The organism is Pseudomonas sp. RIT-PI-q (assembly GCF_001297125.1).
In the GTDB taxonomy this organism is placed as follows: Bacteria; Pseudomonadota; Gammaproteobacteria; order Pseudomonadales; family Pseudomonadaceae; genus Aquipseudomonas.
This window is the reverse complement of the sequence record NZ_LHPC01000009.1, coordinates 1-25,125: the sequence shown is the minus strand read 5'-3', so window position 1 is coordinate 25,125 and position 25,125 is coordinate 1. Positions and strand designations below refer to the sequence as shown.

The 25,125-nt window shown below is 60.4% G+C and carries 24 protein-coding genes; 10 read left to right on the top strand and 14 right to left on the bottom strand.

Features of this window, described 5'->3' with window-relative positions; translation table 11 throughout:
• Nucleotides 1–86: 86 nt before the first annotated feature.
• Nucleotides 87–440 carry an antibiotic biosynthesis monooxygenase family protein gene (locus AEQ67_RS02170; protein WP_059402245.1) on the top strand — a complete coding sequence of 118 codons (354 nt, stop codon included), beginning with the start codon at nt 87–89 and terminating at the stop codon, nt 438–440.
• A 41-nt stretch (nt 441–481) separates the two neighbouring features.
• Nucleotides 482–712 (top strand): hypothetical protein, encoded by a 231-nt coding sequence (locus AEQ67_RS02165; RefSeq protein ID WP_059402244.1) that lies wholly within the window; start codon nt 482–484, stop codon nt 710–712.
• Nucleotide 713: 1 nt separating this feature from the next.
• On the opposite strand, the gene AEQ67_RS02160 is transcribed toward AEQ67_RS02165, so the two are convergent.
• From AEQ67_RS02160 to AEQ67_RS02135, 6 genes are all read right to left on the bottom strand, one after another.
• On the bottom strand, nt 714–1,343 hold the full coding sequence (locus AEQ67_RS02160) for a flavin reductase family protein (RefSeq protein ID WP_059402243.1): 630 nt from the start codon (nt 1,341–1,343) through the stop codon (nt 714–716).
• Between the two features lie 204 nt (nt 1,344–1,547).
• The gene (locus AEQ67_RS02155; RefSeq protein ID WP_059402242.1) at nt 1,548–1,739 is read right to left on the bottom strand and encodes a hypothetical protein; all 192 of its coding nucleotides are present in this window, start codon (nt 1,737–1,739) and stop codon (nt 1,548–1,550) included.
• A 279-nt stretch (nt 1,740–2,018) separates the two neighbouring features.
• Nucleotides 2,019–3,338: an MFS transporter gene (locus AEQ67_RS02150; RefSeq protein ID WP_059402241.1), complete on the bottom strand. Its 1,320-nt coding sequence runs from the start codon at nt 3,336–3,338 to the stop codon at nt 2,019–2,021.
• Nucleotides 3,339–3,635: 297 nt separating this feature from the next.
• Entirely contained in the window at nt 3,636–4,961 is a 1,326-nt protein-coding gene (locus AEQ67_RS02145) for a sigma-54-dependent transcriptional regulator (RefSeq protein ID WP_059402240.1), read from the bottom strand.
• A complete protein-coding gene (locus tag AEQ67_RS02140; RefSeq protein WP_059402239.1) occupies nt 4,955–6,721 on the bottom strand; it encodes a sensor histidine kinase in 1,767 nt (588 codons plus the stop codon). The genes AEQ67_RS02145 and AEQ67_RS02140 overlap by 7 nt, the downstream gene beginning before the upstream one ends.
• A gap of 204 nt (nt 6,722–6,925) precedes the next feature.
• A complete protein-coding gene (locus AEQ67_RS02135) occupies nt 6,926–8,449 on the bottom strand; it encodes a fumarate hydratase (protein WP_059402238.1) in 1,524 nt (507 codons plus the stop codon).
• 425 nt (nt 8,450–8,874) lie between these two features.
• Here AEQ67_RS02135 and AEQ67_RS02130 point away from each other — a divergent pair, with 425 nt between their 5' ends.
• From AEQ67_RS02130 to AEQ67_RS02120, 3 genes are read left to right on the top strand one after another with little or no spacing between them, the layout of a single operon-like run.
• The gene (locus AEQ67_RS02130; RefSeq protein ID WP_059402237.1) at nt 8,875–9,981 is read left to right on the top strand and encodes a GGDEF domain-containing protein; all 1,107 of its coding nucleotides are present in this window, start codon (nt 8,875–8,877) and stop codon (nt 9,979–9,981) included.
• The gene (locus AEQ67_RS02125; RefSeq protein WP_059402236.1) at nt 9,974–10,909 is read left to right on the top strand and encodes an iron-sulfur-binding ferredoxin reductase; all 936 of its coding nucleotides are present in this window, start codon (nt 9,974–9,976) and stop codon (nt 10,907–10,909) included. Before AEQ67_RS02130 ends, AEQ67_RS02125 begins: the two co-directional genes overlap by 8 nt.
• Nucleotides 10,910–10,938: 29 nt before the next feature.
• A complete protein-coding gene (locus AEQ67_RS02120; protein WP_059402235.1) occupies nt 10,939–11,688 on the top strand; it encodes an enoyl-CoA hydratase-related protein in 750 nt (249 codons plus the stop codon).
• A 180-nt stretch (nt 11,689–11,868) separates the two neighbouring features.
• Here AEQ67_RS02120 and pyk read toward each other — a convergent pair whose 3' ends face one another.
• Nucleotides 11,869–13,320: a pyruvate kinase gene (pyk, locus tag AEQ67_RS02115; RefSeq protein WP_059402234.1), complete on the bottom strand. Its 1,452-nt coding sequence runs from the start codon at nt 13,318–13,320 to the stop codon at nt 11,869–11,871.
• A gap of 157 nt (nt 13,321–13,477) precedes the next feature.
• Between pyk and AEQ67_RS02110 the strand changes: the two genes are divergently transcribed.
• On the top strand, nt 13,478–13,852 hold the full coding sequence (locus AEQ67_RS02110) for a tetratricopeptide repeat protein (protein WP_059402233.1): 375 nt from the start codon (nt 13,478–13,480) through the stop codon (nt 13,850–13,852).
• A gap of 235 nt (nt 13,853–14,087) precedes the next feature.
• The gene (locus AEQ67_RS02105) at nt 14,088–14,447 is read left to right on the top strand and encodes a PilZ domain-containing protein (RefSeq protein ID WP_059402232.1); all 360 of its coding nucleotides are present in this window, start codon (nt 14,088–14,090) and stop codon (nt 14,445–14,447) included.
• A gap of 93 nt (nt 14,448–14,540) precedes the next feature.
• Here AEQ67_RS02105 and AEQ67_RS02100 read toward each other — a convergent pair whose 3' ends face one another.
• Genes AEQ67_RS02100 through AEQ67_RS02075 form a run of 6 tightly spaced genes read right to left on the bottom strand, consistent with a single transcriptional unit; the run spans nt 14,541 to nt 21,254 of the window.
• The gene (locus AEQ67_RS02100; RefSeq protein WP_059402231.1) at nt 14,541–15,872 is read right to left on the bottom strand and encodes a DUF58 domain-containing protein; all 1,332 of its coding nucleotides are present in this window, start codon (nt 15,870–15,872) and stop codon (nt 14,541–14,543) included.
• Nucleotides 15,869–16,867: an AAA family ATPase gene (locus AEQ67_RS02095; protein WP_059402230.1), complete on the bottom strand. Its 999-nt coding sequence runs from the start codon at nt 16,865–16,867 to the stop codon at nt 15,869–15,871. Before AEQ67_RS02095 ends, AEQ67_RS02100 begins: the two co-directional genes overlap by 4 nt.
• Nucleotides 16,864–18,027: a DUF4350 domain-containing protein gene (locus AEQ67_RS02090; RefSeq protein ID WP_059402229.1), complete on the bottom strand. Its 1,164-nt coding sequence runs from the start codon at nt 18,025–18,027 to the stop codon at nt 16,864–16,866. The genes AEQ67_RS02095 and AEQ67_RS02090 overlap by 4 nt, the downstream gene beginning before the upstream one ends.
• The gene (locus AEQ67_RS02085) at nt 18,024–19,568 is read right to left on the bottom strand and encodes a DUF4129 domain-containing protein (RefSeq protein WP_059402228.1); all 1,545 of its coding nucleotides are present in this window, start codon (nt 19,566–19,568) and stop codon (nt 18,024–18,026) included. The genes AEQ67_RS02090 and AEQ67_RS02085 overlap by 4 nt, the downstream gene beginning before the upstream one ends.
• Nucleotides 19,555–20,532 carry a stage II sporulation protein M gene (locus AEQ67_RS02080; RefSeq protein WP_059402268.1) on the bottom strand — a complete coding sequence of 326 codons (978 nt, stop codon included), beginning with the start codon at nt 20,530–20,532 and terminating at the stop codon, nt 19,555–19,557. The genes AEQ67_RS02085 and AEQ67_RS02080 overlap by 14 nt, the downstream gene beginning before the upstream one ends.
• Entirely contained in the window at nt 20,529–21,254 is a 726-nt protein-coding gene (locus AEQ67_RS02075) for an RDD family protein (protein ID WP_059402227.1), read from the bottom strand. The genes AEQ67_RS02080 and AEQ67_RS02075 overlap by 4 nt, the downstream gene beginning before the upstream one ends.
• A gap of 185 nt (nt 21,255–21,439) precedes the next feature.
• On the opposite strand from AEQ67_RS02075, the gene sbcB reads away from it, so the two are divergent.
• Nucleotides 21,440–22,870 (top strand): exodeoxyribonuclease I, encoded by a 1,431-nt coding sequence (gene sbcB, locus AEQ67_RS02070; RefSeq protein WP_059402226.1) that lies wholly within the window; start codon nt 21,440–21,442, stop codon nt 22,868–22,870.
• Between the two features lie 99 nt (nt 22,871–22,969).
• Here sbcB and mvaT read toward each other — a convergent pair whose 3' ends face one another.
• The gene (gene mvaT, locus AEQ67_RS02065; protein WP_007945872.1) at nt 22,970–23,347 is read right to left on the bottom strand and encodes a histone-like nucleoid-structuring protein MvaT; all 378 of its coding nucleotides are present in this window, start codon (nt 23,345–23,347) and stop codon (nt 22,970–22,972) included.
• 340 nt (nt 23,348–23,687) lie between these two features.
• On the opposite strand from mvaT, the gene purU reads away from it, so the two are divergent.
• Together purU and AEQ67_RS02055 are read left to right on the top strand one after the other, a co-directional pair.
• A complete protein-coding gene (gene purU, locus AEQ67_RS02060) occupies nt 23,688–24,536 on the top strand; it encodes a formyltetrahydrofolate deformylase (RefSeq protein ID WP_059402225.1) in 849 nt (282 codons plus the stop codon).
• 86 nt (nt 24,537–24,622) lie between these two features.
• Nucleotides 24,623–24,814, top strand: coding sequence for a hypothetical protein (locus AEQ67_RS02055; protein WP_059402224.1), 192 nt, complete (start codon nt 24,623–24,625; stop codon nt 24,812–24,814).
• The last annotated feature ends 311 nt before the right edge of the window (nt 24,815–25,125 follow it).

Here is a 25,125-nt window from a genome sequence, read left to right as displayed (position 1 = left end):
TAACCGCAATGGCCCCGGCGCACTTAACCTTGGATCCTGTCGCAGCCCGTCCCACGGCTGCGGTCGACTACCTGGGAGGGTTGAACATGTCTACGCAGATCCCCGTCAGTCATATGGCCTTTGTCCGCGCCCGCGCCGGGCGTTCGACGGAACTTGGTGCACGCCTGAGCGCCTTGATCGAACCGTCCCGCACCGCGCCGGGTTGCCTGAGCTTTGCCTTGCAGCATTCGCAATGCGATCCGGAGTTGTGGCTGGTGTCCGGTTTCTGGACCAGTCAGCAGGCCATGACGGCTTATTTCGGTAGTCCGGCCATGCAGGTTTTTGCCGAGTTGGTGCAAGACCTGGTGGTCAACAGCCTGGATTTCCATACCTTCAGGGAAGTGTCAGCAGCGCAGGCGCTCGGTCACCCTCAGGCACCGGTACACAAACTGGCCGGTTGAGGGTTTAATGGCGCAATTCTCAATCAGCCAGGATCCGCGACATGGCACGTAAAGCCTTTGATCATTTCGAAGCTGTTTCCGCTGTAGTACCGGGCGAGGGTGGCTACCACGCCGCGATCGCCGTCAAAGCCATCGGTGGCACCGGTGCGCCACGTTTTCATAAAGTGCTTGAGGAGCAAATCTTCAAGACTGCAAACGAGGCCGATCTGGCCGCCGCCAAAGAGCTGACCCGCCTCAAAGACGTCAAAGAAGACGCTGACCTGCTCTGGTAAGTTATTTTTTCGCCCCTGGGCGATACATTTTGAACAATGCCTCAGGCCCCAGCTGGAAATAATCCGCTGGCCCGCCGCCGCGCAGAATCGGTTCTGCCGCGGCGGTGTCGTACACGCCATCTTTCAACAACCATTTGGCGATATGCACGGCGACCACTTCGCCGAGAATCAGCCAGCTTGGCACCACGTTTCCGTCCGCCCGCTGCAACTGAATGATTTGCGTGACCTTGCACTCGAAAGACACCGGACTTTCGGCAACCCGTGGCACCTGAATGATTGTCGAGGCGACAGGCGTCAGCCCGGCCAATTCAAATTCGTTGGTGTCGGGCGGCACCATGGCACTGCTCTGGTTCATCCGCTCGGCCAATGGCCGGGTCGCCAGGTTCCAGGCGAATTCGCCGGTCTGTTCGATGTTGTTCAGGCTGTCTTTGCGCCCGACGCTGGAAAAACCGACGATCGGCGGAATGTAGTTGAAGGCGTTGAAGAAGCTGTAGGGCGCCAGGTTCAGGCGACCCTCGGCATCCTGCGAAGAAATCCAGCCGATGGGGCGCGGGCCGACGATGGCGTTGAACGGATCGTGGGGCAGGCCGTGGCCGTTGGCGGGTTCGTAGTAGTGGATGTCGTCGGGCATGGAAGGGGTTCCTGGGCTTATTCGCGATCGCGCCATAGTGCAAGGACGAACGGCTAATGTCCAGTCACCTGGATCCCTGTAGGAGCGAGGCTTGCCCGCGAAGGCGGTGTTTCAGGCAAATGATTTGTTGAATGTGAAATCGCCTTCGCGGGCAAGCCTCGCTCCTACAGGGGTTGTGTCAATTTCGGGATTTATGTCCAGCGTTCAGCCGATAGCCTCTGCGGTGCCGGTTTTATCGAAACCGTCGGCGGCATAGGTGTCCGAGTGGGTGCGTTCGATGGCGGCGCTGGCTTCGGAGCCGAAGGAGGCCGAGCCGGTTTTGTCGTAACCGTCGGCAGCGAAGGTATTGGCGGCCAGGACGGAAAGGGCCAGGGCGAGGATCAGTTGGATTTTCATGATGTGTACTCCAGATTCGTTCGCAGTGAATGCATTCAGGCACTGATTCAGGGCCTGTAACGGATATACGTGCGCCGCGTTGATATGGATGCGGTCAGTTGCAGAATGCCGCTGGAGCATTAACCGATCGTTATCTGCTGGAGGGGGTTGCGAGGTGTCTTGATACCGAGGCGTCCCCATCGCGGGCAAGCCCACTCCCACAGGTCTGGTGTATACCGATCCAGTGTGGGAGCGGGCTTGCCCGCGATGGGGCCATTACAGCCACCATCAATCTTGCTGTCAGTCGGTCTCGATCCGCGAATGCTTGCGGGTGTCTTTCATGGTCACATAGACCAGCAACGACACGGCAATACAGGCAGTGACATACCAGTAGTAACCGGTTTCCATGCCGATGCTCTTGAACCACAGCGCGATGTATTCAGCGGTGCCGCCGAAGATCGATACCGTCAGCGCGTACGGCAAACCAACGCCCAGTGCGCGGATTTCGGTCGGGAACAGTTCGGCTTTCACCACCGCGTTGATCGAGGTGTAGCCGCTGACGATGATCAGCGCCGCCATGATCAGGAAGAACGCGCCCCACCAGGTGGTGATGGTGTGGAGGGTGGTGAGGATCGGCACGGTGAACAGCGTCCCCAGAATACCGAAGGCAATCAGGATTGGCCGACGACCGATCTTGTCCGACAGCCCGCCCACCAGCGGTTGCAGGCACATGAACAGGAACAGCGTGGCGGCGGAAATGGTGGTGGAATCGGAGATGCTCATGCCGACGGTGTTCACCAGGTATTTCTGCATGTACGTGGTGTAGGTGTAGAACGCCAGGGTGCCGCCCATGGTCAGGCCGACCACGGTCATCAGTTCCTTCGGATGGCGCATCAAGGTGCGCATGGCGCTTTCCTTGGCCTTGGCTTTCTTGGTGAACGACTCGGTTTCTTCCATGCCACGACGCAGGTAGAGCGCGACGACGGCACACAGGGCGCCGATGGCGAACGGGATACGCCAGCCCCAGGCATACAGCTCTTCGGTGGTCAGCACGTTTTGCAGCACGATCAGCACACCCAGCGCGATGAGCTGGCCGGAGATCAGGGTCACGTACTGGAAACTGGAGAAGAAGCCACGACGTTCCTTGGTCGCCATCTCGCTGAGGTAAGTTGCCGAGGTGCCGTATTCGCCACCGACCGACAGACCCTGCAGCAACCGTGCGAACACCAGCAGGATCGGCGCGCCGATACCGATGGTTTCGTAACCGGGGCTAAGGGCGATCAGCAGGGAGCCGAAGCACATCAGGTACACCGACGCCATCAACGCCTTTTTGCGCCCGACTTTGTCGGCATACAGGCCCATCAGCCAGCCGCCGATCGGACGCATCAGGAAGCCCACGGCGAAGATCGCGGCGGTGTTCAGCAGTTGTGCGGTGGTGTCGCCTTTAGGGAAAAAGGCCTTGGCGAAGTACAGGGAGAAGGCGGCATAGACGTACCAGTCATACCACTCGACCATGTTGCCGACCGAGCCACTGAAGATCGATTTGATGCGGCTGGACGTGGTTCTTGCTTTGGCCGGCACGGCAGCCGACCCAAGCGGCAGGGTATTGGAGTTATCCATTGAAGGATCCTTCGTTTAATTGTTTTTGTGGAGCGCGTTCAAACGCAGCCTGCCTGGGCTATAGCAGGAGCTGTGCCAATCGAAGGAGGGCCGGTTTAGAGGGGGGAGGGCGGTTTATTGAGCGGAAATCCGCTTATTGCTGGCCGGGTGGCAAGCGGATTTCCGCGCACACCCACAATCCTGTAGGAGCTGGCTTGCCAGCGAAGGATCCCGCATCACCGCGTTTTACCCGCCGAGACGCGTCATCGTTGACGACCATCGCAGGCAAGCCAGCTCCTACAGGTTTTGCGTAGGCCGTTAGAGGAACATCTCGCGTGTCAGGCCATGCCGCTGCAGCTTTTCATTGAAGGTCCGGCGCGGCAGTTGCAGCTCTTCAAGCACCGCTTTCACATCGCCTTTATGCCGGGTCAACGCCGCGCGCAAGCAGTGTGCTTCAAACGCTTCCTGCTGGGCCGCCAGCGACTGCCCAGGATCGATGCCCGCCGGTACAGGTTCGCCCAGCCCCAACACCTGACGCTCGGCAACGTTCGCCAGTTCGCGCACATTGCCCGGCCAGTCGTGGCTCAGCAGATGGCTCAACTGCGCGCCGCTCAGCGGCGGAAACGTCCGTCCCAAACGCTCGGCGGCATTCTGCGCGAATGTCTCGAACAACAACGGAATGTCTTCGCGACGCTCGCGCAACGGTGGCAGGCGCAACTCAGCCACGTTCAACCGATAAGCCAGATCCTCACGAAAACGTCCGGCCCGTGCTTCATCCAGCAAATCCGGTTTGGTCGCGGCAATGATCCGCAAGTCCACACGGATGCTCTGATTGGAACCCAACCGCTCCAGCTTCTGCTCCTGCAACACCCGCAGCAATTTCACCTGCTGGGCCAGGGGCATGCTTTCGATTTCATCGAGAAACAGTGTGCCGCCATCGGCGTATTCGAGCTTGCCGATGCGTTTGCCGGAAGCGCCGGTGAACGCACCGCTCTCATGGCCGAACAACTCGGCTTCGAACAACTGCTCGGGGATCGCCGCGCAGTTCAATGCCACAAAGGGCTTGTCGGCGCGGGGCCCGAAGTCATGCAGGCAACGGGCAACCAGTTCCTTACCGCTGCCGGTTTCCCCGCGGATCAGCACGTTGACCGGTAGCGCTGCCAAATCCAGCACCTGCCGGCGCAGCGTCTGCATGCCACGGGACACGCCCAGCAGCGTCGCATCCAGTTTGCTGCGGTTATCCGCCTGTTCGTGCAGTGCGCGGTTTTCCAACACCAGCTGGCGTTTTTCCAGCGCTCGACGCAGGCTGCCCAACAGCGTTTCAGGGCTGAAAGGCTTTTCGAGGAAGTCGTAGGCGCCATCGCGCATGGCGTCGACGGCCATCGGCACATCACCGTGGCCAGTCAGCAGGATCACCGGCAAGTCGGGATCGCGACGCTGAACTTCGGCGAGCAATTGCAGACCCGTCATGCCGGGCATGCGTACGTCGCTGAGAATTACCCCGGGGAAGTGCCCAGGCAACTGCGCCAGGCACTCATCGGCGCGGCTGAACAGCTGCACCTCGAAACCCGACAGGCTCAGCCATTGTTCAACGGCGCTGCGGATGCTGCTTTCGTCGTCGACCACCATCACTGAATTCAGCATGAGCCATGAGCCTCCAGATCGATCGGCAGGGTGAGGGTGAATGCCGCGCCGTTGCCCTGATTTTCCACACTCAGGCGACCGCCCGATTCGTGAACAATGGCGAACGATACCGCCAGCCCGATGCCCAGGCCATCACCCACCGGTTTGGTGGTGAAAAACGGATCGAAGACCTTCGACAGATTTTCTTCGGCAATGCCGCCGCCGTTATCGGCAACGGTCAGGCGCCACAGTTGCTCGTCGGCTTCGAGACGAATCTCCAGGCGTTTGCAGGGTTTGTCGTGCATTGCATCGAGGGCATTGCGCAGCAAATTGATCAGTACCTGTTCCAGACGAATCGCATCGCCACGCACCCAGGCCGGGCGCGTCAGATGCAGCACCGTGCTGACCTGTTCGTCGCGCAGCCGGGTGTCGAGCAGTTGCAATGATTGGTCGACCACGGCCGCCAGGTCCAGGCGTTCACGCAAACCGCTGGGGCTTTTGCGGGCGAAGGTTTTCAGGTGACCGGTGAGGGCGGCCATGCGCGTCAGCATGTCATCCACCGGTTTGAGCGCCTTGTAGGCGTCATCGATCCGACCGTGGTCGAGCAACAAGCGCAAGGTCGCCAGCTGCATGCGCTGGGCGGTCAGCGGCTGGTTGATTTCATGGGCCAGTGCGGCAGACATCTGGCCCAGCGCGGCGAGTTTGGCCGATTGCACCAGGCCGTCCTGGGCCGTGCGCAAGTCGCGGGTGCGTTCTTCCACCAGTTGTTCGAGTTCTTCGCGGCTGCGCTGGCGCATTTTCGCCAGACGCCAGCGCTGGTTGAGAAACAGCAGCAGGAACACCAGCGTCAACCACACACCGGCAGCGGCGAGCGCGGCATTGCGGCTGTCTTCAAACGCCACTTGCGGGCGGCGCAACAGGTGCAGCGTCCAGCCTTCGGCGGCCAGTGGCAGGGATTCCCACAGGTAATCGGCCTTGCCATCAGGGCCATCGACTCGCGCCAGGTCACTGTTGTCGTCGAAACGTCGCAGCGACTGATAGTCCAGCAGCGTCAGCGGCTGCTTGTCGTATTGGCGGGTGACCTTGAGTTCGGCGTGATCGCTGTCGTTCAGCGGTTTCAACAGGCGATAGCGCCAGCCCGGCTGGTTGGCGATGAAGATGATCCCGCGGGCATCGCTGACCAGCAGCGTGTCGCTGCCCTGGCGCCATTCGCGTTCGAGTTCAGGGAATTCCAGCTTCACCACCATCGCGCCGAGAAACTGGCCATCGTCGTTGGTGACGGCGCTGGAGAGGAAGTAACCCGGGATCCCGCTGGTCACCCCCACAGCGTAAAAACGCCCGGTGCCTTGGGTGCGGGTCTGGCTGAAATAGGGGCGAAAACCATAGTTGTGGCCGACGTAACTGCTGGGCAAACGCCAGTTGCTCGCGGCCACGGCGAGGCCGGTGTGATCGAGCAGTTCGAGGGTCGAGGACTCGGCGACGCCGTTGATCTTTTCCAGTTTGCGGTTCAGTGCATCCTGTTGTTCGGGCGTCACCGGGCCGTTGAGCGCCGAGCGCAATTGCGGGTCCAGTGCCAGCACGGCGGGCAGGGCGCGGTAGCGTTCGATCAAGGTGTGCAGCGATGTGGCGTACAGCGCCAATTGCTGATTGGCGCGGGCGGCGTCTTCCACCAGGGCCTGGCGCTCGGCGTGACGCATGGCCAGGGTGGCTGCGATGGCGGTGCCGGCCAGGATGAGCAAGGTGTACAGCGTCAGGCGCAGAGGGCGGGAAGACTCGAACATGCGGGGCATAACACAATGATTACAGGGGGCCGCACGATAACATGTCCCTCTGTAGGAGCGAGCTTGCTCGCGAAGGTGTGTCAGCTAAACAGGTGTCGACTGACACTCCATCGCGAGCAAGCTCGCTCCTACAGGGGAATAGGGTGCAATAAAAAAGGCGACAGGAGAATTCCCCTGTCGCCTTTGCTGAATCAGTCGAAGCGCTTACTGCACTTCCACCGCCAGGCTATCACTGATCTTTTTCTGCCAGATGGCAGGACCGGTGATGTGGACCGACTCGCCTTTACTGTCGACTGCAACAGTGACGGGCATGTCTTTGACGTCGAACTCGTAGATCGCTTCCATGCCCAGTTCGGCGAAAGCCACCACGCGGGATTTCTTGATGGCTTGCGCCACCAGGTAAGCCGCGCCGCCGACAGCCATCAGGTAAACGGCTTTGTGGTCCTTGATCGCTTCGATCGCGGTCGGGCCGCGCTCGGATTTGCCGATCATGCCCAACAGGCCGGTTTGCTCGAGGATCTGACGGGTGAACTTGTCCATCCGCGTCGCGGTGGTCGGGCCGGCAGGGCCCACCACTTCTTCGCGCACCGGATCAACCGGGCCGACGTAGTAGATGAAACGACCCTTGAGGTCCACCGGCAGGGTTTCACCCTTGTTCAGCATCTCGACCATGCGCTTGTGCGCGGCGTCGCGACCGGTGAGCATCTTGCCGTTGAGCAGGACGGTTTCGCCCGGCTTCCAGCTCTGCACGTCTTCCGGGGTCAGGGTGTCGAGGTTGACACGGCGTGCCGATGGACCGGCTTCCCAGACGATTTCCGGGTAGGCGGCCAGCGGTGGCGCTTCCAGCGACGCCGGGCCGGAACCGTCGAGCACGAAATGCGCGTGACGGGTGGCGGCGCAGTTCGGGATCATGCACACCGGCAACGAAGCGGCGTGGGTCGGGTAATCCATGATCTTCACGTCGAGCACGGTGGTCAGGCCACCCAGGCCCTGGGCGCCGATGCCCAGTTGGTTGACCTTCTCGAACAGCTCCAGGCGCATCTCTTCGATACGGTTGGACGGGCCGCGCTTTTTCAGCTCGTGAATGTCGATGGATTCCATCAACACTTCCTTGGCCATGACCGCCGCTTTCTCGGCGGTGCCGCCGATGCCGATGCCGAGCATGCCTGGTGGGCACCAGCCGGCGCCCATGGTCGGAACGGTTTTCAAAACCCAGTCGACGATCGAGTCGGACGGGTTGAGCATGGCCATTTTCGACTTGTTCTCGGAACCGCCGCCCTTGGCTGCCACGTCCCCTTCCACGGTATTACCCGGAACGATGGAGTAGTGGATAACGGCCGGGGTGTTGTCCTTGGTGTTCTTGCGAGCGCCCGCCGGGTCGGCGAGGATCGAGGCACGCAGGACGTTTTCCGGCAGGTTGTAAGCCCGGCGCACGCCTTCGTTGATCATGTCGTCCAGGCCCATGGTGGCGCCATCCCAACGCACGTCCATGCCCACGCGAACGAACACTGTCACGATGCCGGTGTCCTGGCAGATCGGGCGGTGGCCGGTGGCGCACATGCGCGAGTTGATCAGGATTTGCGCCATCGAATCGCGGGCTGCCGGCGATTCTTCACGCAGGTAGGCCTCGTGCATCGCCTGGATGAAGTCAACGGGGTGGTAATAGGAAATGAATTGCAGGGCGTCGGCAACGCTCTGAATCAGGTCGTCTTGCTTGATCACGGTCATGAGTCGCGCTCCTCTAAAAGACGGGAACATTCAATAAGGTGCTTGCAGCTTGGGTGCATCGGTCGGTTGCAAGCACCTTTCAAGGCACGCCGGGCATGCTGGCGCGACGCTAAAAAGGCGCGGCAGTATAACGCGCCTCGGTGCCGTACACACCCGCCGGCAATCAATCGTTGGTCGCATAGCTGCACATAAACCCCTGTAGGAGCTGGCTTGCCAGCGAAGGCGGTGGGTCAGGCAACAACTGTTTCGCCTGTGAAGACGCCTTCGCTGGCAAGCCAGCTCCTACAAGGGTGACAGATCACGGCTTGCCGCCAGATCTTCGTCCCGAAAATTGAATGGTCATTTATCGGTCGCGCCACTAAAGTGGCATCCGACCTGTAGAGTAGGACACTCTGACGGTCTCCTTTCGCACGGTGAGTCAACGATTGACCCATAACGCTATCCAGCGCCTTTTGCTCAAACGCTTTGCCCTCGCCGCCGGCACCTACGCCCTGGCCTTGCTGCTACTGTGGCTGGCGTTTTTTACCGGGCATTACGATCAACCGCTGGCCAGCGTGGCCGTCGGCAGTGCGCTGGTAGTCATCAGCCAGGGCGCCTTGTTTGCCGTGTTTTACAGCGGCTGCAATTTACGCTTTTCCGACCCCAGCCTGACCGAAATCCAGGTGTTGATGGGCCTGGGTTGGCAAACCTGGCTGATCGCCAACCTCGACGAAGCCCGCGGCGCGTTTCTGGTGTTCTACGTGCTGATTCTATTGTTCGGCCTGTTCCACCTGTCGCGCCGGGCCTTCCTGCGTTGTGCATTGATGGTGTTCTTCAGTTTCAGCGCGATCACGCTGTGGGAGGGCTACCACTTCCAGTTGCTCGACCCGGCGCTGGCGGCGTTGCAGGTGTGCGTGCTGTTTATCGTGCTGGTCTGGCTGGAACTGTATGCCCGTTACGTTCAGGCTTCGCGACAACGCATGCGTCAGCGGCGGTTTGCTTTACAGGCGCATCAGGACACGCTGCGCGGGATGATGCGCCAGCTCGAAGACCTGGTCGCCACCGACGAGCTGACCGGGCTGTTCAACCGCCGGCATTTCCTGCGCCTGGCCTCGCGCGAACTCAACGCCATGGACGCCGGTGTCGTGCATGGCCTGGCGCTGATTGACCTCGACCATTTCAAACGCATCAACGATGTGCACGGCCATGCCGCCGGCGATCAGGTGCTGCAAGCCTTTGCCGCCGTGGCCACCGCTTGCTTGCGTGAGGGTGATGTTCTGGCCCGCTACGGCGGTGAAGAATTCGTGGTGCTGTTGCCCGACTGCAACCCCGAACGCCTGACCTCGTGCTGCGAGCGGCTGCGGATTGCCTTCACCGATGTCGAGCTGATCGGCCTGAATGTCAGTCACCTCAGTTTGTCGGCGGGCATGACGTTGCTGGAATTGGGCGACGACCTCGACGAAGCCTTGCAGCGGGCCGATCAGGCGCTCTATCGGGCCAAGCGTGACGGCCGCAATCGTTGCGCGGCGGCGTGGGAGAACGTCGATGCCTGAGTTGCGCGTCGGCGAGCGCCAATGGTCGGTGGCGGCGGGCAGCAACCTGCTCGATGCACTGAATCAGAACGGCGTATCGGTGCCCTACAGTTGTCGCGCCGGCAGTTGCCATGCGTGCCTGGTGCAGTGTGTGCCAGGGCTGCCAAGCGACAACCGCCCCGATGCCTTGAGCGCCGAACAGCGTCAGCAAGGCTGGCGCCTGGCATGCCAGTGTCAGGTGGTCGAGGATTTGCAGGTACATACTTTCGACCCGCAACAGGATGGTCGCCCGGCCGAAGTGGCTGCCGTCGATTGGCTGAGCGCCAATGTGTTGCGTTTGCGCCTGACCCCGCAGCGTCCGTTGCGCTACAGCGCCGGGCAACATCTGGTGTTGTGGGCGGACCTCGTTGCCCGGCCGTATTCCCTGGCCAGCCTGCCGGGCGACGACCGATTTCTGGAATTCCATCTCGATTGCCGCCAATCGGGGGCGTTCAGCGATGCGGCCCGGCAATTCAAGATCGGCGATTCGATCCGCCTCGGCGAGTTGCGCGGCGGTGCCTTGCATTACGACGCGGACTGGCACACCCGACCGCTCTGGCTGATGGCGGCGGGCACCGGGTTGGGCCCCTTGTTTGGCGTCTTGCGCGAAGCGCTGCGCCAGGATCACCAGGGTGCCATCCGGGTCATTCACCTGGCCCACGATGCCGATGAGCATTATCTGGCCAAACCGCTGCAAGCCATGGCCGCGAGCCGCCCCAACCTGAGCATTGAGCTGTGGACCCCGGCCGAGCTACCAGATGTTTTGGCACAACTGCGGCTTGTTTCCCGACAAACCCAAGCCTTACTCTGCGGGGCCCCCGACAGCGTCGACGCCTTTGCCCGGCGCCTGTACCTGGCGGGGCTGCCGCGCAATCAACTGCTGGCCGATGTCTTCCTGCCTCGCGGTTGAGCGCTGACTTTTCAGACGCGAGACCTGCCATGACCGATGCCATCACTGTTGAGCGCGAACGGGGCCTGCTGACCCTGCGCCTGAACCGCCCCGACAAGAAAAACGCCCTGACCCGCGCCATGTACAGCCATCTGGCCGAAGCGTTGAAGCAGGCGGACACCGACCCCGAAATCAACGCAGTGCTGATCACCGGTTCAAGCGAGTGCTTCACCGCGGGCAACGACATCGCCGATTTCCTTCAACAACCACCGAGCGACCTCGATAGCCCGGTGTTTCAGTTCATGCTCACGCTGCTTGAATGCCGCAAACCGGTGATCGCTGCCGTGGCCGGCGCCGCGGTGGGCATTGGCACGACGCTGCTGCTGCATTGTGATCTGGTGTATGTCAGTCGCGATGCGCGGTTGCGCATGCCGTTCGTCAATCTTGGGCTTTGCCCGGAGTTCGGTTCCAGCTTGATCTTGCCGCGCCTGCTCGGGCACGCCAAAGCGGCGGAATTGTTGCTGCTCGGCGAAGGTTTCAGTGGTGAACAGGCGGCCGCGTGGGGCATCGCCACCGAAGCGTTGGGCAGTGGCGAAGCGGCGTTGGCCAAGGCGCGGGAGATGGCGTTGCGTTTCGAGACACTGCCAGCGGAGGCGGTGCGCATCAGCAAGCAGTTGATGAAGGCCCCGGACCGCGAGCCGCTGCGCAAGGCCATCGAAGCAGAGGCTGCGTTGTTCACCCAGCGGCTGCGCTCGCCGGAAGCGATTGCGGCGTTGTCGGGGTTTATCGGCAAGCATTGAATTTTCGCTGGCTGGGCGGGCCTTTTCGCTGGCAAGCCAGCTCCTACAGATACAACGCGGTCCTTGTAGGAGCTGGCTTGCCAGCGAAGAGGCCCGCCCAAACAACACATTGTCTGGACCAGAAAAACAAAAGCCCCGCCATTCACATGGCGGGGCTTTTGTTTTTCAGCGGCCGGTCACTCAGACCATCGGGTCGCCAACGTGCAGGATTTTCATCCCGTTGGTGCCACCGATGGTGTGGTAGCTGTCGCCCTTGGTCAGGATGACCCAGTCGCCTTTTTCTACAACGCCGCGCTTGAGCAACTCGTCGATTGCGGCCTGGCTGACTTGCTCAGGCGGCAACGATGCCGGGTCGAACGGTACGGTGTAGACACCACGGAACATGGCGGCGCGCGCCTGGGTTTCGCGGTGCGGGGAGAACGCGTAGATCGGCACCGAGGAGCGGATGCGCGACATGATCAGTGGCGTGTAGCCACTTTCGGTCAACGCGATGATCGCCTTCACGCCCGGGAAGTGGTTGGCGGTGTACATGGCCGCCAGGGCGATGGACTGGTCGCAGCTTTCGAAGACCTTGCCGATGCGGTGGCTGGAGGTCTTGCTGGTCGGGTGCTTTTCAGCGCCGATGCAGATGCGCGCCATGGCTTGCACGGCTTCCAGCGGGTACAGGCCGGCAGCACTTTCAGCCGAGAGCATCACGGCGTCGGTGTAGTCGAGCACGGCGTTGGCTACGTCGGACACTTCGGCGCGGGTCGGCATCGGGTTCTGGATCATCGACTCCATCATCTGGGTCGCGACGATCACGGCCTTGTTATGGCGGCGTGCGTGCAGAATGATTTTCTTCTGAATGCCCACCAGCTCGGCGTCGCCGATTTCCACACCGAGGTCACCACGGGCAACCATCACCGCGTCGGAGGCATTGATCAGCGCATCGAGGGTGTCATCGTCAGCCACGGCTTCGGCGCGTTCGATCTTCGCCACCAGCCAGGCAGTACCGCCGGCCTCGTCGCGCAGTTGACGGGCGTATTCCATGTCGGCGGCGTCGCGCGGGAAGGACACGGCGAGGTAGTCGACTTCCATTTCAGCAGCGAGCTTGATGTCGGCCTTGTCTTTCTCGGTCAGGGCCGGAGCAGTCAGGCCGCCACCGCGACGGTTGATGCCTTTGTGGTCCGACAGTGGGCCGCCGATCAGTACGGTGCAATTCAGTTCGGTAGCCGTGGCGGTATCAACGCGCATCACTACGCGACCGTCGTCGAGCAGCAGCTCGTCGCCCACGCCGCAGTCTTTGACCAGGTCCGGGTAGTCGATGCCGACCACTTGCTGGTTGCCTTCGGTCAGAGGATGGCTGGTGGAGAAGGTGAATTGATCACCGATCTTCAGCTCGATCTTCTTGTTGGCGAATTTGGCGATACGGATTTTCGGGCCTTGCAGGTCACCCAGCAGGGCGACGAAACGGCCGTGCTTGGCAGCGAGGTCACGCACCAGCTTCGCGCGAGCCTTGTGCTCGTCGGGGGTGCCGTGGGAGAAGTTCAGGCGGGCGACGTCCAGGCCAGCCAGAATCAGCTGTTCGAGAACTTCCGGCGAGTTACTGGCCGGGCCAAGGGTAGCGACGATTTTGGTGCGACGGACGGACATGCATAGACTCCTGAGTTCAAGCGCTGAGTGAGGCTACTATGGTCCGAAGTTGTAGTCATTGTTCGTGTGCACTACTTATTCGTTGTTTCTTTGAAATGAACATTCCTGAAGATTTCCGCCAACGGGTCGATACAGAGCTCAAGACAGGAGAACCCTCATGCGATTTGTGCTCATTGCCGCCCTGGCCCTCAGTGTCACGGGCTGCACCCGTTTCTCGATGAACCATCATTTGAACAATGCCTACAGCGCATACGATCGTGGCAATTGCGAGCAGGTGACGCTCGAACTGTCCAAAGTCGAACGCGCCAGCCGTGCGCGGCCTTATGTATGGCCGGAAGTGTCGATGCTGCGCGGTTTGTGCCTGGAGCGGCAGAAACTGTTTGTCGATGCGGCGCAAACCTACCAATTCATCATCGCCTCGTACCCGCAAAGCGAATACGCCTACCGCGCCCGTGCGCGCCTGGAAACCTTGCAGTCATTGGGCCACTACCCGTTGCGCAGCGCGGCGGTCGTGCGCCCGACCCGGTTCTGATTGCCCTTGCCATTCATAAGCTGGCCGACCGGCGGTGGTGAGCTATAGTCGAATAAATCGTTTTTAGAGTGTTTTTTCTAAACCGAGGTAACACCTGATATCGGCAGAAGTAAGCGGCGGCGGTTTGTTGGACTGTCGCACCGGGATCGGGGAGAGCGGCCCGCATCGTTGATGCAGGCTCGTTCCGAAAGCATTAGTGCGGCCCTGCTTAAGGGCCTTGCATAGCGAATTCAGCATGTTTACCGACCGCCGGATCGAGCGGCATCAACTGCCGTATTTTCTGAGAGTGTTCAACAGCGTCACCGACAAACCCATCGGCTTTCTGGGCAACGTTTCTGAAGACGGATTGATGCTGATCAGCCAATTGCCGATGATGATCGGCGCCGATTTCGATTTGCGCCTGAAAATCCCGGCCAGCGACGGCATCCTGCAGGTCATCGATCTGCGGGCGTGTTGCCTGTGGTGCCATGAAGACGCAACTCCCCACCACTATGACGCCGGGTTCAGCCTGCAACAGGCACCCCCGGAATATGGGCAATTGGTGGAGGCGCTGAAGCAGTATTTCAGTTTTCAGCCATTGCCTGCTTCTGCCTGATACAGCAAAAGATCGCAGCCTGCGGCAGCTCCTACAGGATCAAAACGCGGTCACTGTAGGAGCTGCCGCAGGCTGCGATCTTTTGATCCTGATTTAAAACACCCCGGCCTTTTTCCATTCCAGATAGCGCGTCACCAGCGTAGCGCCCAGCTCATGGGTGGTTGCATCCAGCACGGCTACGCCATGAGCATTCAATCGTTCATGGACTGCGGCCCGTGCATTCAAATAATCCACCGTCCCGCAATAGGTCAGTGCCTCAGGCAACGTTTGCACCGCTGTCTGACGCAGCTTGTCGAGCACGTCTTCGCGCAGACTGGCCACCAGCACCCGATGCTGTTTGCCCAGGCGTTTAACGGCGGTGAGCAGTTCATCGTCGTCTTCGTCCCGCAGGTTGGTCACCAGCACCACCAGAGCCCGGCGTTTCTGTCGCGCCAGCAGTTGAGTGGCTGCGGCCTGATAGTCGGCGCTGCGTTGAGTGCTTTTCAGGTCGTAGACGGTGTTGAGCAATACGTTGAGTTGCCCGGCGCCTTTTACCGGGGCGAGGTAGCGCGGTTGTTCGACCGCAAAGGTGCTCAAGCCCACGGCATCGCCCTGGCGTAGCGCGACGTAACTGAGCAGCAGACAGGCATTGAGCGCGTGATCGAAGTGCGCCAGTTCACCATCCTGGCTGCGCATGTGCCGGCCGCAATCGAGCATGAAAATAATCTGCTGATCACGCTCGTCCTGATACTCCCGGGCAATCGGCGTGCGCTGGCGGGCGGTGGCTTTCCAGTCGATCTGGCGCAGGCTGTCGCCTTCACGAAACTCCCGTAGCTGATGAAACTCCAGGCCCAGGCCGCGTCGCTGCTGTTGGCGCACGCCGAGTTGGCTGAGCCAGTTGTCCACCGCCAGCAGCTGCCCGCCGTAGCGGCGGGCGAAGTCGGGGTAGACGCGGGTATTGCCGGTCACATCTGACAGGCGTTTGTCGGACCACAGGCCCAGTGGGCTCGGCAGGTTGATTTCGCAGCACTCGAAGCTGAAGTGGCCACGCTTGAGCGGACGCAGGCGATAGTTGATCTGGCTGTGTTGACCGGGCTGAAGCTCGACCGACAGTGGCAGGTTTTCGAAGCTCAGGCCCTCCGGTACATGGTCAAAGATCTCTATGTTCAGTGGCTGCTGGAAATCATGTTCGACCTGCAGCCGCACTTCGCCCCAGCGACCGAGCGCCAGGCTGCCCGGCATCTGTCGTTGGACGCGGGGAGAAGGCAGGCGTTTGAGGCGAATGGCGTCGAGTATCGCCAACGCAAGTAGCGCCAGGAGCAGCCCCCAATTGATCGACACAAGGTTCGATGGAAGCGGGATGTCGAGTGCCCTTAATGTGCCCAGCGCGATGCCGATGGCCAGCAGCGAAGCGAGCCAGATCAACAGCAGGCGCGACGGTTTCACAGGCGCGGCGCCGGCACTTGATCGAGCAGCTGGCGCAGTACCTGATCGACTTCCAGCCCTTCGATATCCAGCTCTGGCGCAATGCGCACACGATGGCGCAACACCGCCAGCGCGCAGCCTTTGATGTCATCGGGAATCACGAATTCACCACCGCGCAACAAGGCTCGCGCGCGGGCACAGCGCACCAGGGCGATGGACGCCCGAGGCCCGGCGCCAAGGGTCAGGCCTGGCCAGCTGCGGGTGGTGCGGGCCAGGCGCACGGCGTAGTCGAGGACTTGATCGTCCAGCGGCAAATCACTGGCGATGCGTTGCAGGGCCAGTACATCCTTGGCCTGCAACACGGTGCGCAGCGGTTGCACGTCGAGCATGTCGGCCCGGGTCGAGCGGCTGACCTGACGAACCATGTTCACCTCCTGCTCGGCGTCGGGGTAGTCCATGCGGACCTTGAGCATGAAGCGGTCAAGTTCGGCTTCCGGCAGGGGATAGGTGCCTTCCTGTTCGATAGGGTTTTGCGTGGCGAGCACCATGAACGGTTGCACGATCGGCAGGGCGCGGCCTTCGAGGGTGACCTGGCGTTCCTGCATGGCTTCGAGCAGAGCCGCCTGGGTCTTTGCCGGTGCGCGGTTGATTTCGTCGGCCAGCAACAGATTGGTGAACAACGGTCCTTTACGCAGTTTGAATTGCTCGGTCTGCAAGTCGTACACCGCGTGCCCCGTGACATCGCTGGGCATCAGGTCGGGGGTGAACTGGATGCGTGCGAATTCGCCGCCGAAGCAGCGCGCCAAGGCTCGCACCAGCAACGTCTTGCCCAGCCCCGGCACGCCTTCGAGCAGCACGTGGCCACCGGCGATCAATGCCGTGAGAACGTCGTCGATGACCGTGTCCTGGCCGATCAGTGCTTTTTGCAATTCAAGGCGAACGGCCTGGGCCAGTTGACTGGCGCGCTGACGTTGCTGCGCGGCATGGCTCGGTGCGCCGGGCTCGATCTCACTCATAAGGCGTTCCTCAAGGTTTGCAGGTGGGCGACCAGCCGGCTGAATTCAACGCTGGAAAGCCGCTGCTTCGGTCGCGGGCTCATGGCCTGGCTGATTGCGCGTGTGGGTTGGCCGGTCAGGCGTGCGAGCACCAGCCATTGTTCGGCAACGCCGAGTTGTTCAAAGCCTGGATGACGCCGCCGCACGCGACGCAGGATGTCTTGTTGCAAGGCGTGCAGCAGGTTGCCCTGGCCCTTGCGGCGCAACATGAAATCGGCACTGGCGCGCAGGTGTTCCTGAAGTTGCCGACGGGCCCTTGGGGCCGGCTCCAGCACAGGGCCATGGCGCACGCCGACACGCCAAAATCCAAGGCCGATCAGGGCGAGTAGCGCGACCAACGCCTGCGGAAAATAGCGCAGCAGCAAAGACAACAGGCTGTCGTAATGGATGTTGAACAGCAGCGTGACCTTTGTGTCGGCGGTCAAGTACCAAAGCAGCCAGGCGTTGTCGTATAGAGTGATGGCCGGGTTTTTCCACAGGTCGGCGTCGGTGACCACGATGATTGAACCGAGCCCGTGGTTCAGCTGCATCATGTGCGTGGCCTTGCCGCTGTTGGCCCAGGATTGGGCGAGGTTTTTCGGGTCTTCGAGATGGAACGCGGTATCGAAGCTGGCGTAGGCCGGCGCGTTTTCATCTTCAAGGTACAGCTTGGTCAGTTTGGGGTAGGGATCATCGAGGATGTCGGGTGGCGGGTCCCTCAGGTCTTTACTCAGCGACTGGTGCAGCTGCACCCGGTCGAGCAGCAGGTCATTACTCTGGCCGGTCTTTTCATCCCACAGCGATTGGGCAACAAACAATACACGCCCGCCGGCGCGGGTCCAGTTCATCACTTGATCAATCTGTCGTGGTGTCATGTTGTAGCGGTCCCCAAGCAACAACAGACTGTGTTGATGCGGCTCCAGGGTGGGCAGGATATCCAGGCTGTTGGCATGGCTGACGTTCAGCCCCTGTTTGCGCAGAAAGTGCTCGGCGGCCAGGTAGGGATTGGCCAGGGCTTCGGGAGAGGGGCCGTGATCGATCTCTGCCTGATAGGGCGTGGCCTTGAGGTACAGATAAACACTCAGCGCGCCCAACAGCACGGCAGTCAACACGCCGGCCGCCAGCCACCTCTGCCGGTTCATCGGGCAGCTCCCGGGCCGAACAAGGCACGCCAGGCGTCGCAGAGTTCCTGTTGCAGATGCGCGGGTGGCAGGCGATGCCCATAGGCCATGTTCTGCCAGTGCCCGGTCAGGTTTTTGCTGAAGGCCAGCAAGGCCGGTTGCTGCAGTTGCTCGACGCGCGCCAGCACCTGGCCTTCGGTGTCGGCGGCTTTCAGCGCAATATTGAAGTCATGCAGCAAGTGGCTGAGCAGGGCGCGATAGAGCAATCCGAGCGCCTCGCGAGGGTTGGACTGCCAGAGGCTTTCGGCGCTGGCGGCGATGTCGGCCGGCAGGGGTTCGCGGTTGAGGTCCAGGCCGAACGCCTGCTGCGGTAACGGTCGCGCGATTTTTCGGTGCAGGGCCGGTCGACGGCTGACGAGGGCGTGCAACCCGTCTCGGTAATACCAGATCAATAACCCTAGGCCACCCATCACCGTGCTCCACAGCAGCACCTCGATCAGCGTGGCCAATACGTCGAAACGTTGGCTGTCCAAGAGCTTTGACAGCGCCTTCAGCCATTCGGGAGTCTGGCTGTCGTCCGCCGTTTCGCCAGTCGGTTGTTCGTCGCCAAAACGATAGCGCGTGACTGTCTCCTTGTTCTTGAATGGTGGCTGCTCGAGGATTGCCTTGATGCTGTCCCGGGACGCCTGGCTGGTCAGTGGCTGGTCCAGCAGACGCGGGCTATCGGGTGAAATGACCGGCTCGACGGCCCAGGCGGTTTGCACCGGGGGCGTCAGCAGGAACGTCGCCAGCAGCAGGGCGATGGCGGCACCGCTCAAGCGTTGGCGCAGGCGGCGGAACACCAGTTCGATATCCCAGGCTTCCAGCACCGTGCGGCGGTTCAGATAAAGGCTGAAGCCGCAGGCCACGTAAATCGGTTCCCATACCACCAGCACCAGTGCGTAGAAGGCGTTGGTCAGGTGTTCCAGCCAGCGCCAGTCTTGTGTGGCGGCGGTGATCAGGGTCTGCCAGCTCCAGTCGAGTTCGACCTGTTGCGGCAAGAGCAAATAGAACAGCACCATCAAGCCAATCCACAACGCGCTTTCCAGGTGCACGCCGATGATCGTCAGCCATCGCGAGGCACCGGCGTCACGCTGCAACAACACCTGCAAACGCTGTTGTCGCGCCTCGCCACTCAGGCCTTCGAGCTGCACCACCGGCATCAGAAAACTGCGGCTCGGGCTCAATCGTCGCCAGGTCAGGCTGGCCAGCAGTTGCGGCCTGAGCAGGCGCAGCCATTCAAGCAACGCCTGCTTCAACGTGGGTGTTTCACCGAACATGACTTTGGACAGGATGTACAGCGGCAGGCGGTCGAACGCCGGTTTCAGCCACCAGAAGATGAACACGGCGAGGGACGGTGAATCCCACAGCATCACGCTGAGCAGGGCGAAAACCGGCAAGGTCACGATGGCCCAACTGGTCATCAGCAAGCGTCGGTGCCGCTGACTCAGCAGCACGCCCAGGTCCATGGCTTCCCAGGTCGGGCGCGGACGGATGACGACACTGGCGTCACTCAGGCGCATGGCGGGTTCGTCCGGCAAACAGCAAATAGGCAATCACCAACAACCAAAGCATCGCGCCGACCAGGAATTTGGTCATGGGCGCAGGTCCGGTCATGGACGACCAGTAGGCTTCGATAAACGCCGCAATCAGCAGAAACAGCATGACTCCGCAAATCAGCAGCACGCTCTTGCGCGCCGCCAATCGCAAGGCTTCGGCGCGGCGCAGGCGTCCCGGTGCGATCAATGCCCATCCCAGTTGCAGGCCGGCGGCCCCCGCGAGGGCGATGGCGCTCAGTTCGAAGGCGCCGTGGCCGATCACGAATGACCAGAAGGTCTGCCCGAAGCCGATGTGCGTTAGGTGCCCGGCGACCGCGCCGATCATCAAGCCGTTGAAGAGCAGGAAAAACGCGCTGCCCAGGCCAAACAGCAAGCCGCTGGCGAAGGTCTGAAAGGCAATGCCGATGTTGTGCATGATGTAGTAACCGAACATTACCCAGTCTTCACTGGCTGCCCGTTCTACCGAACGCCCGAGGTGCCCGGCTTCAGGGTCGTACATGCCCTGCATTTCGCTGACCTGCTCGACCGGGATCACGTTGTAGACCAGGTCCGGGAACAGGTAGACCAGCAGCGCGAAGCCGATCAGGCTGCCAAAAAACATCAGGCTGGCGGCAAGCACGAAACGCCACTGCTCGCGCACCAGTCGCGGGAAGTCGGCAAGGATGAAGCCCAGCACGTTGGCACCCAATCGGCTGCGATGCCGATAAAGCTGTTGGTGCCCGCGCAGAACCTGTTGTTGTAGCGAGTCGATCAGAAAGCTGCTGTAACCGCGCTCCCGGGCGAGCGCCAGGTGTTGGCACAGACGACGATAGTCACTTGGAAAATGGCCGGCTTGCGAGGCGTCCTTGCCCTGTTCCAGCCGTTCAAGCAGGAGGGCAAATTGCTCCCATTCGGCCTTGTGGCGATTCTCGAAAAGACTTTGCTTCATGCGGGGCCCAACAAGCCGCGGGCGATGCCATTGAGTTCGGCGACTGCCAGTGGAGGGGGAACCTGCAGCGGTTCAGCGAGGATGGATGCGAGCTCTCTGACCCGTGCCTCGGAGAGCTCGCCCTGGCGTTCGGCAAACCCGAGGATGGCCCGCTGTTCGGTGAGTGTCAGGGTAAAAGCCGGACGCAGAGGTTGAGCGTCGGGCAGTTGCGGACGCGTGAGCGGTTGTTCGCGGTAGATCACCAGCGTACCGGCGGCCAGGTCACCGAGGCGCTTGAAACTGGGATGTTGCAGGCAACTGATGGCCCCGAGGAAATAGCCGAACGGCAGCATGTCGACAAATCGCAGCAGGTTGCGCAGCAGCGAAGCGGACCAGCCGATCGGCGTGCCATCGTCCTGCACCACCCGTAAACCCATCCATTGTTTGCCGGGCGAGCGCCCCTGATTGAGCACTTCGAACAGCACCATGTACCACCAGCTCACCGCGAACAGCAGGATCGAACCCAGCCCGGCCCCGAGCTTCCCGAGGAAGGCCAGGGCAATAAACAGCAGGCCGAGAATCAGCCCGCGCAACCCCAGGTCGATGGAGAACGCCAGCGCACGAACCATCAACCCGGCAGGGCGCAGTGGCAAGTCGATGCCTTCCGGCGTTTCGACCTGATACCGCGTATCCAGTGGCGGGGACAGCGTTGCTTTCCTTGGCAGTGCTGTGGTCGCGAGCATGGGCTACCTGATGATGTGGCCTGATCGGGATACTCTGTCCGTTCGATGCTAGCAGCCTCTCGGGGAAAAACGACATAACTATGTATTGCACGGTGAGTAGCCAGAGGTGTTTGAATGACAAGACTACTGGCCGGGGCGGGATGTGAACGCCTAGACTTCGCCGATCTTCAGTTCAGGAATAGCCTGTGACCTCCATCTTCTGGTACGACTATGAAACCACTGGCATCAACCCCCGTTGCGACCGCCCGCTACAAATGGCGGGACTGCGCACCGACTTCGATCTCAATGAAATAGACCAGCCGGTCAATCTCTACTGCCAGCCCAGTGAGGATATCCTGCCTCATCCGGCGGCCTGCGCAATCACCGGTATTACGCCCGGCGTTCTGGCCGACCAAGGCCTGGGTGAGGCCGATTTCATGACTCGCGTGCATGCCCAACTCGCGGCGCCCGGCACCTGTGGCGCGGGGTACAACACGTTGCGTTTCGACGACGAGATGACCCGCTACAGCCTGTACCGCAACTTTTTCGACCCTTATGCGCGCGAGTGGCAGGGCGGCAACAGCCGTTGGGACCTGATCGATGTGGTGCGCGCGGCCTATGCGTTGCGCCCCGATGGCATCGTTTGGCCGACGGATGAAGAGGGGCGGGGGACGCTCAAACTTGAACGCCTGACCGCCGCCAATGGCATTGATCACGGCAATGCCCACGAAGCGCTGTCGGACGTTCGCGCGACCATCGCCCTGGCGCGCCTGATTCGGCAAAAGCAGCCGAAACTGTATGACTGGCTGTTTCAATTGCGCGGTAAACAAAAGGTGATGGATCAGATTCGACTGTTGCAGCCGATGGTGCATATTTCCGGGCGCTTTTCGGCGGCGCGCCATTATGTCGGTGTGGTGCTGCCACTGGCCTGGCACCCGCGCAACAAGAATGCGTTGATTGTCTGTGACCTGCACCTGGACCCTCAGGGTTTGCTCGATCTGGATGCCGAAACCTTGCGCCAACGGCTGTATACCCGTCGCGATGACCTGGCCGATGGCGAGTTGCCGGTGCCACTGAAGCTCATCCATATCAACAAATGCCCGGTGGTGGCACCGTTGTCGGTACTTCGTCCTGAAGATCAGCAACGCCTGGGGCTCGATATGGCGCTTTATCAGGAACGCGCGCTGCGGCTAAGTGACGCACAAAAAGTTTGGCGAGATAAAGTTCAGGCCATTTATGCGAGCGAGGACTTTTCCTCAAGCCAAGACCCCGAGCAACAGTTATACGCAGGTTTTATCGGTGATCGGGATCGGCGTCTTTGCGAGCAAGTCAGAGCGGCCGACCCTGCGCAATTAGCACAAGAGCAATGGCCGTTCGATGATGAGCGTTTGCCTGAATTATTGTTTCGATATCGCGCACGTAACTTCCCCGATACGTTGAGTTTCGAAGAGCAAGAACGCTGGCGAATATTCTGTCAGCAACGTTTGACAGATCCCGAGTGTGGGGCACCCAATACCCTTGAAACTTTTGTAGAGGCTGCAGCCCAATTGACGGTTGCTGCTACATCGTTTCAGCGAGAGGTGCTTGATCAATGGCAGGATTATGTCCAGGGATTACGCAAACGTTTAAATCTTTGAAAACGAAAATACCGTTGCCTGAATGTCGGGCATAAAAAAACGCCAGCAGCTGCTGGCGTTATTTTTTGTCGCGGACAAGTCTTTGACAAGCTCTGCGGCTTAGCCCAGCAGAGTAGCCCAACCTTCAACCACGTCACCGCCCCACTTGGCTTTCCACTCTTTCAGAGTCTTGTGGTTGCCACCTTTGGTTTCGATGACTTCGCCGTTGTGCGGGTTTTTGTATTGTTTAACTTTACGAGCACGCTTGGTGCCAGTAGTTTTTACTGCGCCGCCGCGTGGAGCTTTGGATTTAGACTCTGGATCCAGCAGCGCGATGATGTCACGCAGGGACTTGGAGTATTCGCCCATCAGGGTGCGCAGTTTGCCTTCGAATTCCAGCTCGGTTTGCAGTTTGTCGTCTTGGGACAGGTTCTTCAAACGGGCTTGCAGCTCTTTGATAGCTTCTTCGGTGGCGCGGTATTCGTTGATCAAGGACATGAGGACTACCTTATGTTGGGCGCTGGATGGCAGGTGACAGTGCGGCAATAATAGTCAGGGTGTTTCATCAAGTAAACATTAAACCGGAGTTTATTTAATTTAGTTGCGATGGGTCGGGCATAAATTGGATGTGCAGTTAAATAAAGTGTCATGCAGTCATCACGAATATTCACAATTACGCTCTTGAAGATTGGCTTAAGAGCACCAACGCGCGGGCAGCGCGTACCGCCAGAAACCGGCGTCGCCGACCTTCGTGCAACGCGAGACGTCATCAATACTGCAGTTTTGCTGCGCAATCGCTAGAATGGCGGCCTTTGCGAAGTTCTGGAGTTTCCCCCTCATGCGCACTTTTCGGCTGGTGATTGCTTGCCCGGACCGCGTCGGCATCGTTGCTAAAGTCAGTAACTTTCTGGCGTCACATAACGGCTGGATCACTGAAGCGAGCCATCACTCGGATAATCTCAGTGGCTGGTTCTTCATGCGTCACGAAATTCGTGCCGATTCGCTGCCTTTCGGTATCGAGGCGTTTCGCGAAGCGTTTGCACCGATTGCCGAAGAGTTCTCGATGAACTGGCGCATCACCGATACCGAGCAGAAGAAACGCGTGGTATTGATGGCCAGTCGTGAGTCGCACTGCCTGGCCGACTTGCTGCATCGCTGGCACAGCGATGAACTGGATTGCGAAATTTCCTGCGTGATTTCCAACCATGACGATTTGCGCAGCATGGTCGAGTGGCACGGTATTCCTTACTACCACGTCCCGGTCAATCCGCAGGACAAAGAGCCGGCCTTCGCCGAAGTCTCGCGCCTGGTCAAACAGCACGATGCCGAGGTGGTGGTACTTGCCCGCTACATGCAAATCCTGCCGCCGGAGTTGTGCAGCGAATATGCCCACAAGGTGATCAACATTCACCACAGCTTCCTGCCATCGTTCGTGGGGGCCAAGCCGTATCATCAGGCATCGTTGCGGGGTGTGAAGTTGATTGGCGCTACTTGCCACTATGTGACCGAAGAGCTGGACGCCGGTCCGATCATCGAGCAGGACGTGGTGCGGGTTAGCCACAGCGACAGTATCGAAGACATGGTGCGTTTCGGGCGCGATGTCGAGAAGATGGTATTGGCCCGTGGTCTGCGTTATCACCTGGAAGACCGGGTGTTGGTGCATGGCAATAAAACCGTGGTGTTCTGATAGTCATACGGCACGGTTGAAATTCGAAGGGCCTGGGCGTTCAATCGCTTCAGGCCCTTTGTTGTTTCTGACTTGAGGATATGTTCATGGCTGATCCACTCGATAAAGCGACTTCCAGGGCACCCGCTACTTTGGGGGAGGGGTGTTTGAGTCGTTATGACCCGGATGAGTTGGGCGCTGAGGATGGCACTGAGTTTCCGGGGGCGGCGGAGTTGTGGGATGAGTTGAATCCTGAGCCTGAGCGTTTACCTGAGGAAGAAGTCGTGAAGTCTGGTTGAGTGGGCTCTTTGATGGTGCACACATCCGTTACTTCGGTGATGACTGCTATTGGTTCCGCCCTTACGGCGGGTCACTTGGAAAAGCCCCAAGTAACCAAGGGCTCTTGCCCCTTTCGTTCGGTGCCTCGCCTAGGCTCGGCATGCCCTCGCTCCGGTCCTGCTCCGTGGGCCCGCCGCCATCGGCCATCCATGCCGGGTTGCCCACTGCGCAGAACCTCCACTCGGCCTTACGATATAGGTTGTCCGTTCCTTCCTCTTCCATACTTCGGTGTCTGGAAGTCAGTGTTGATCTAAGGAAGGAACATGCACCT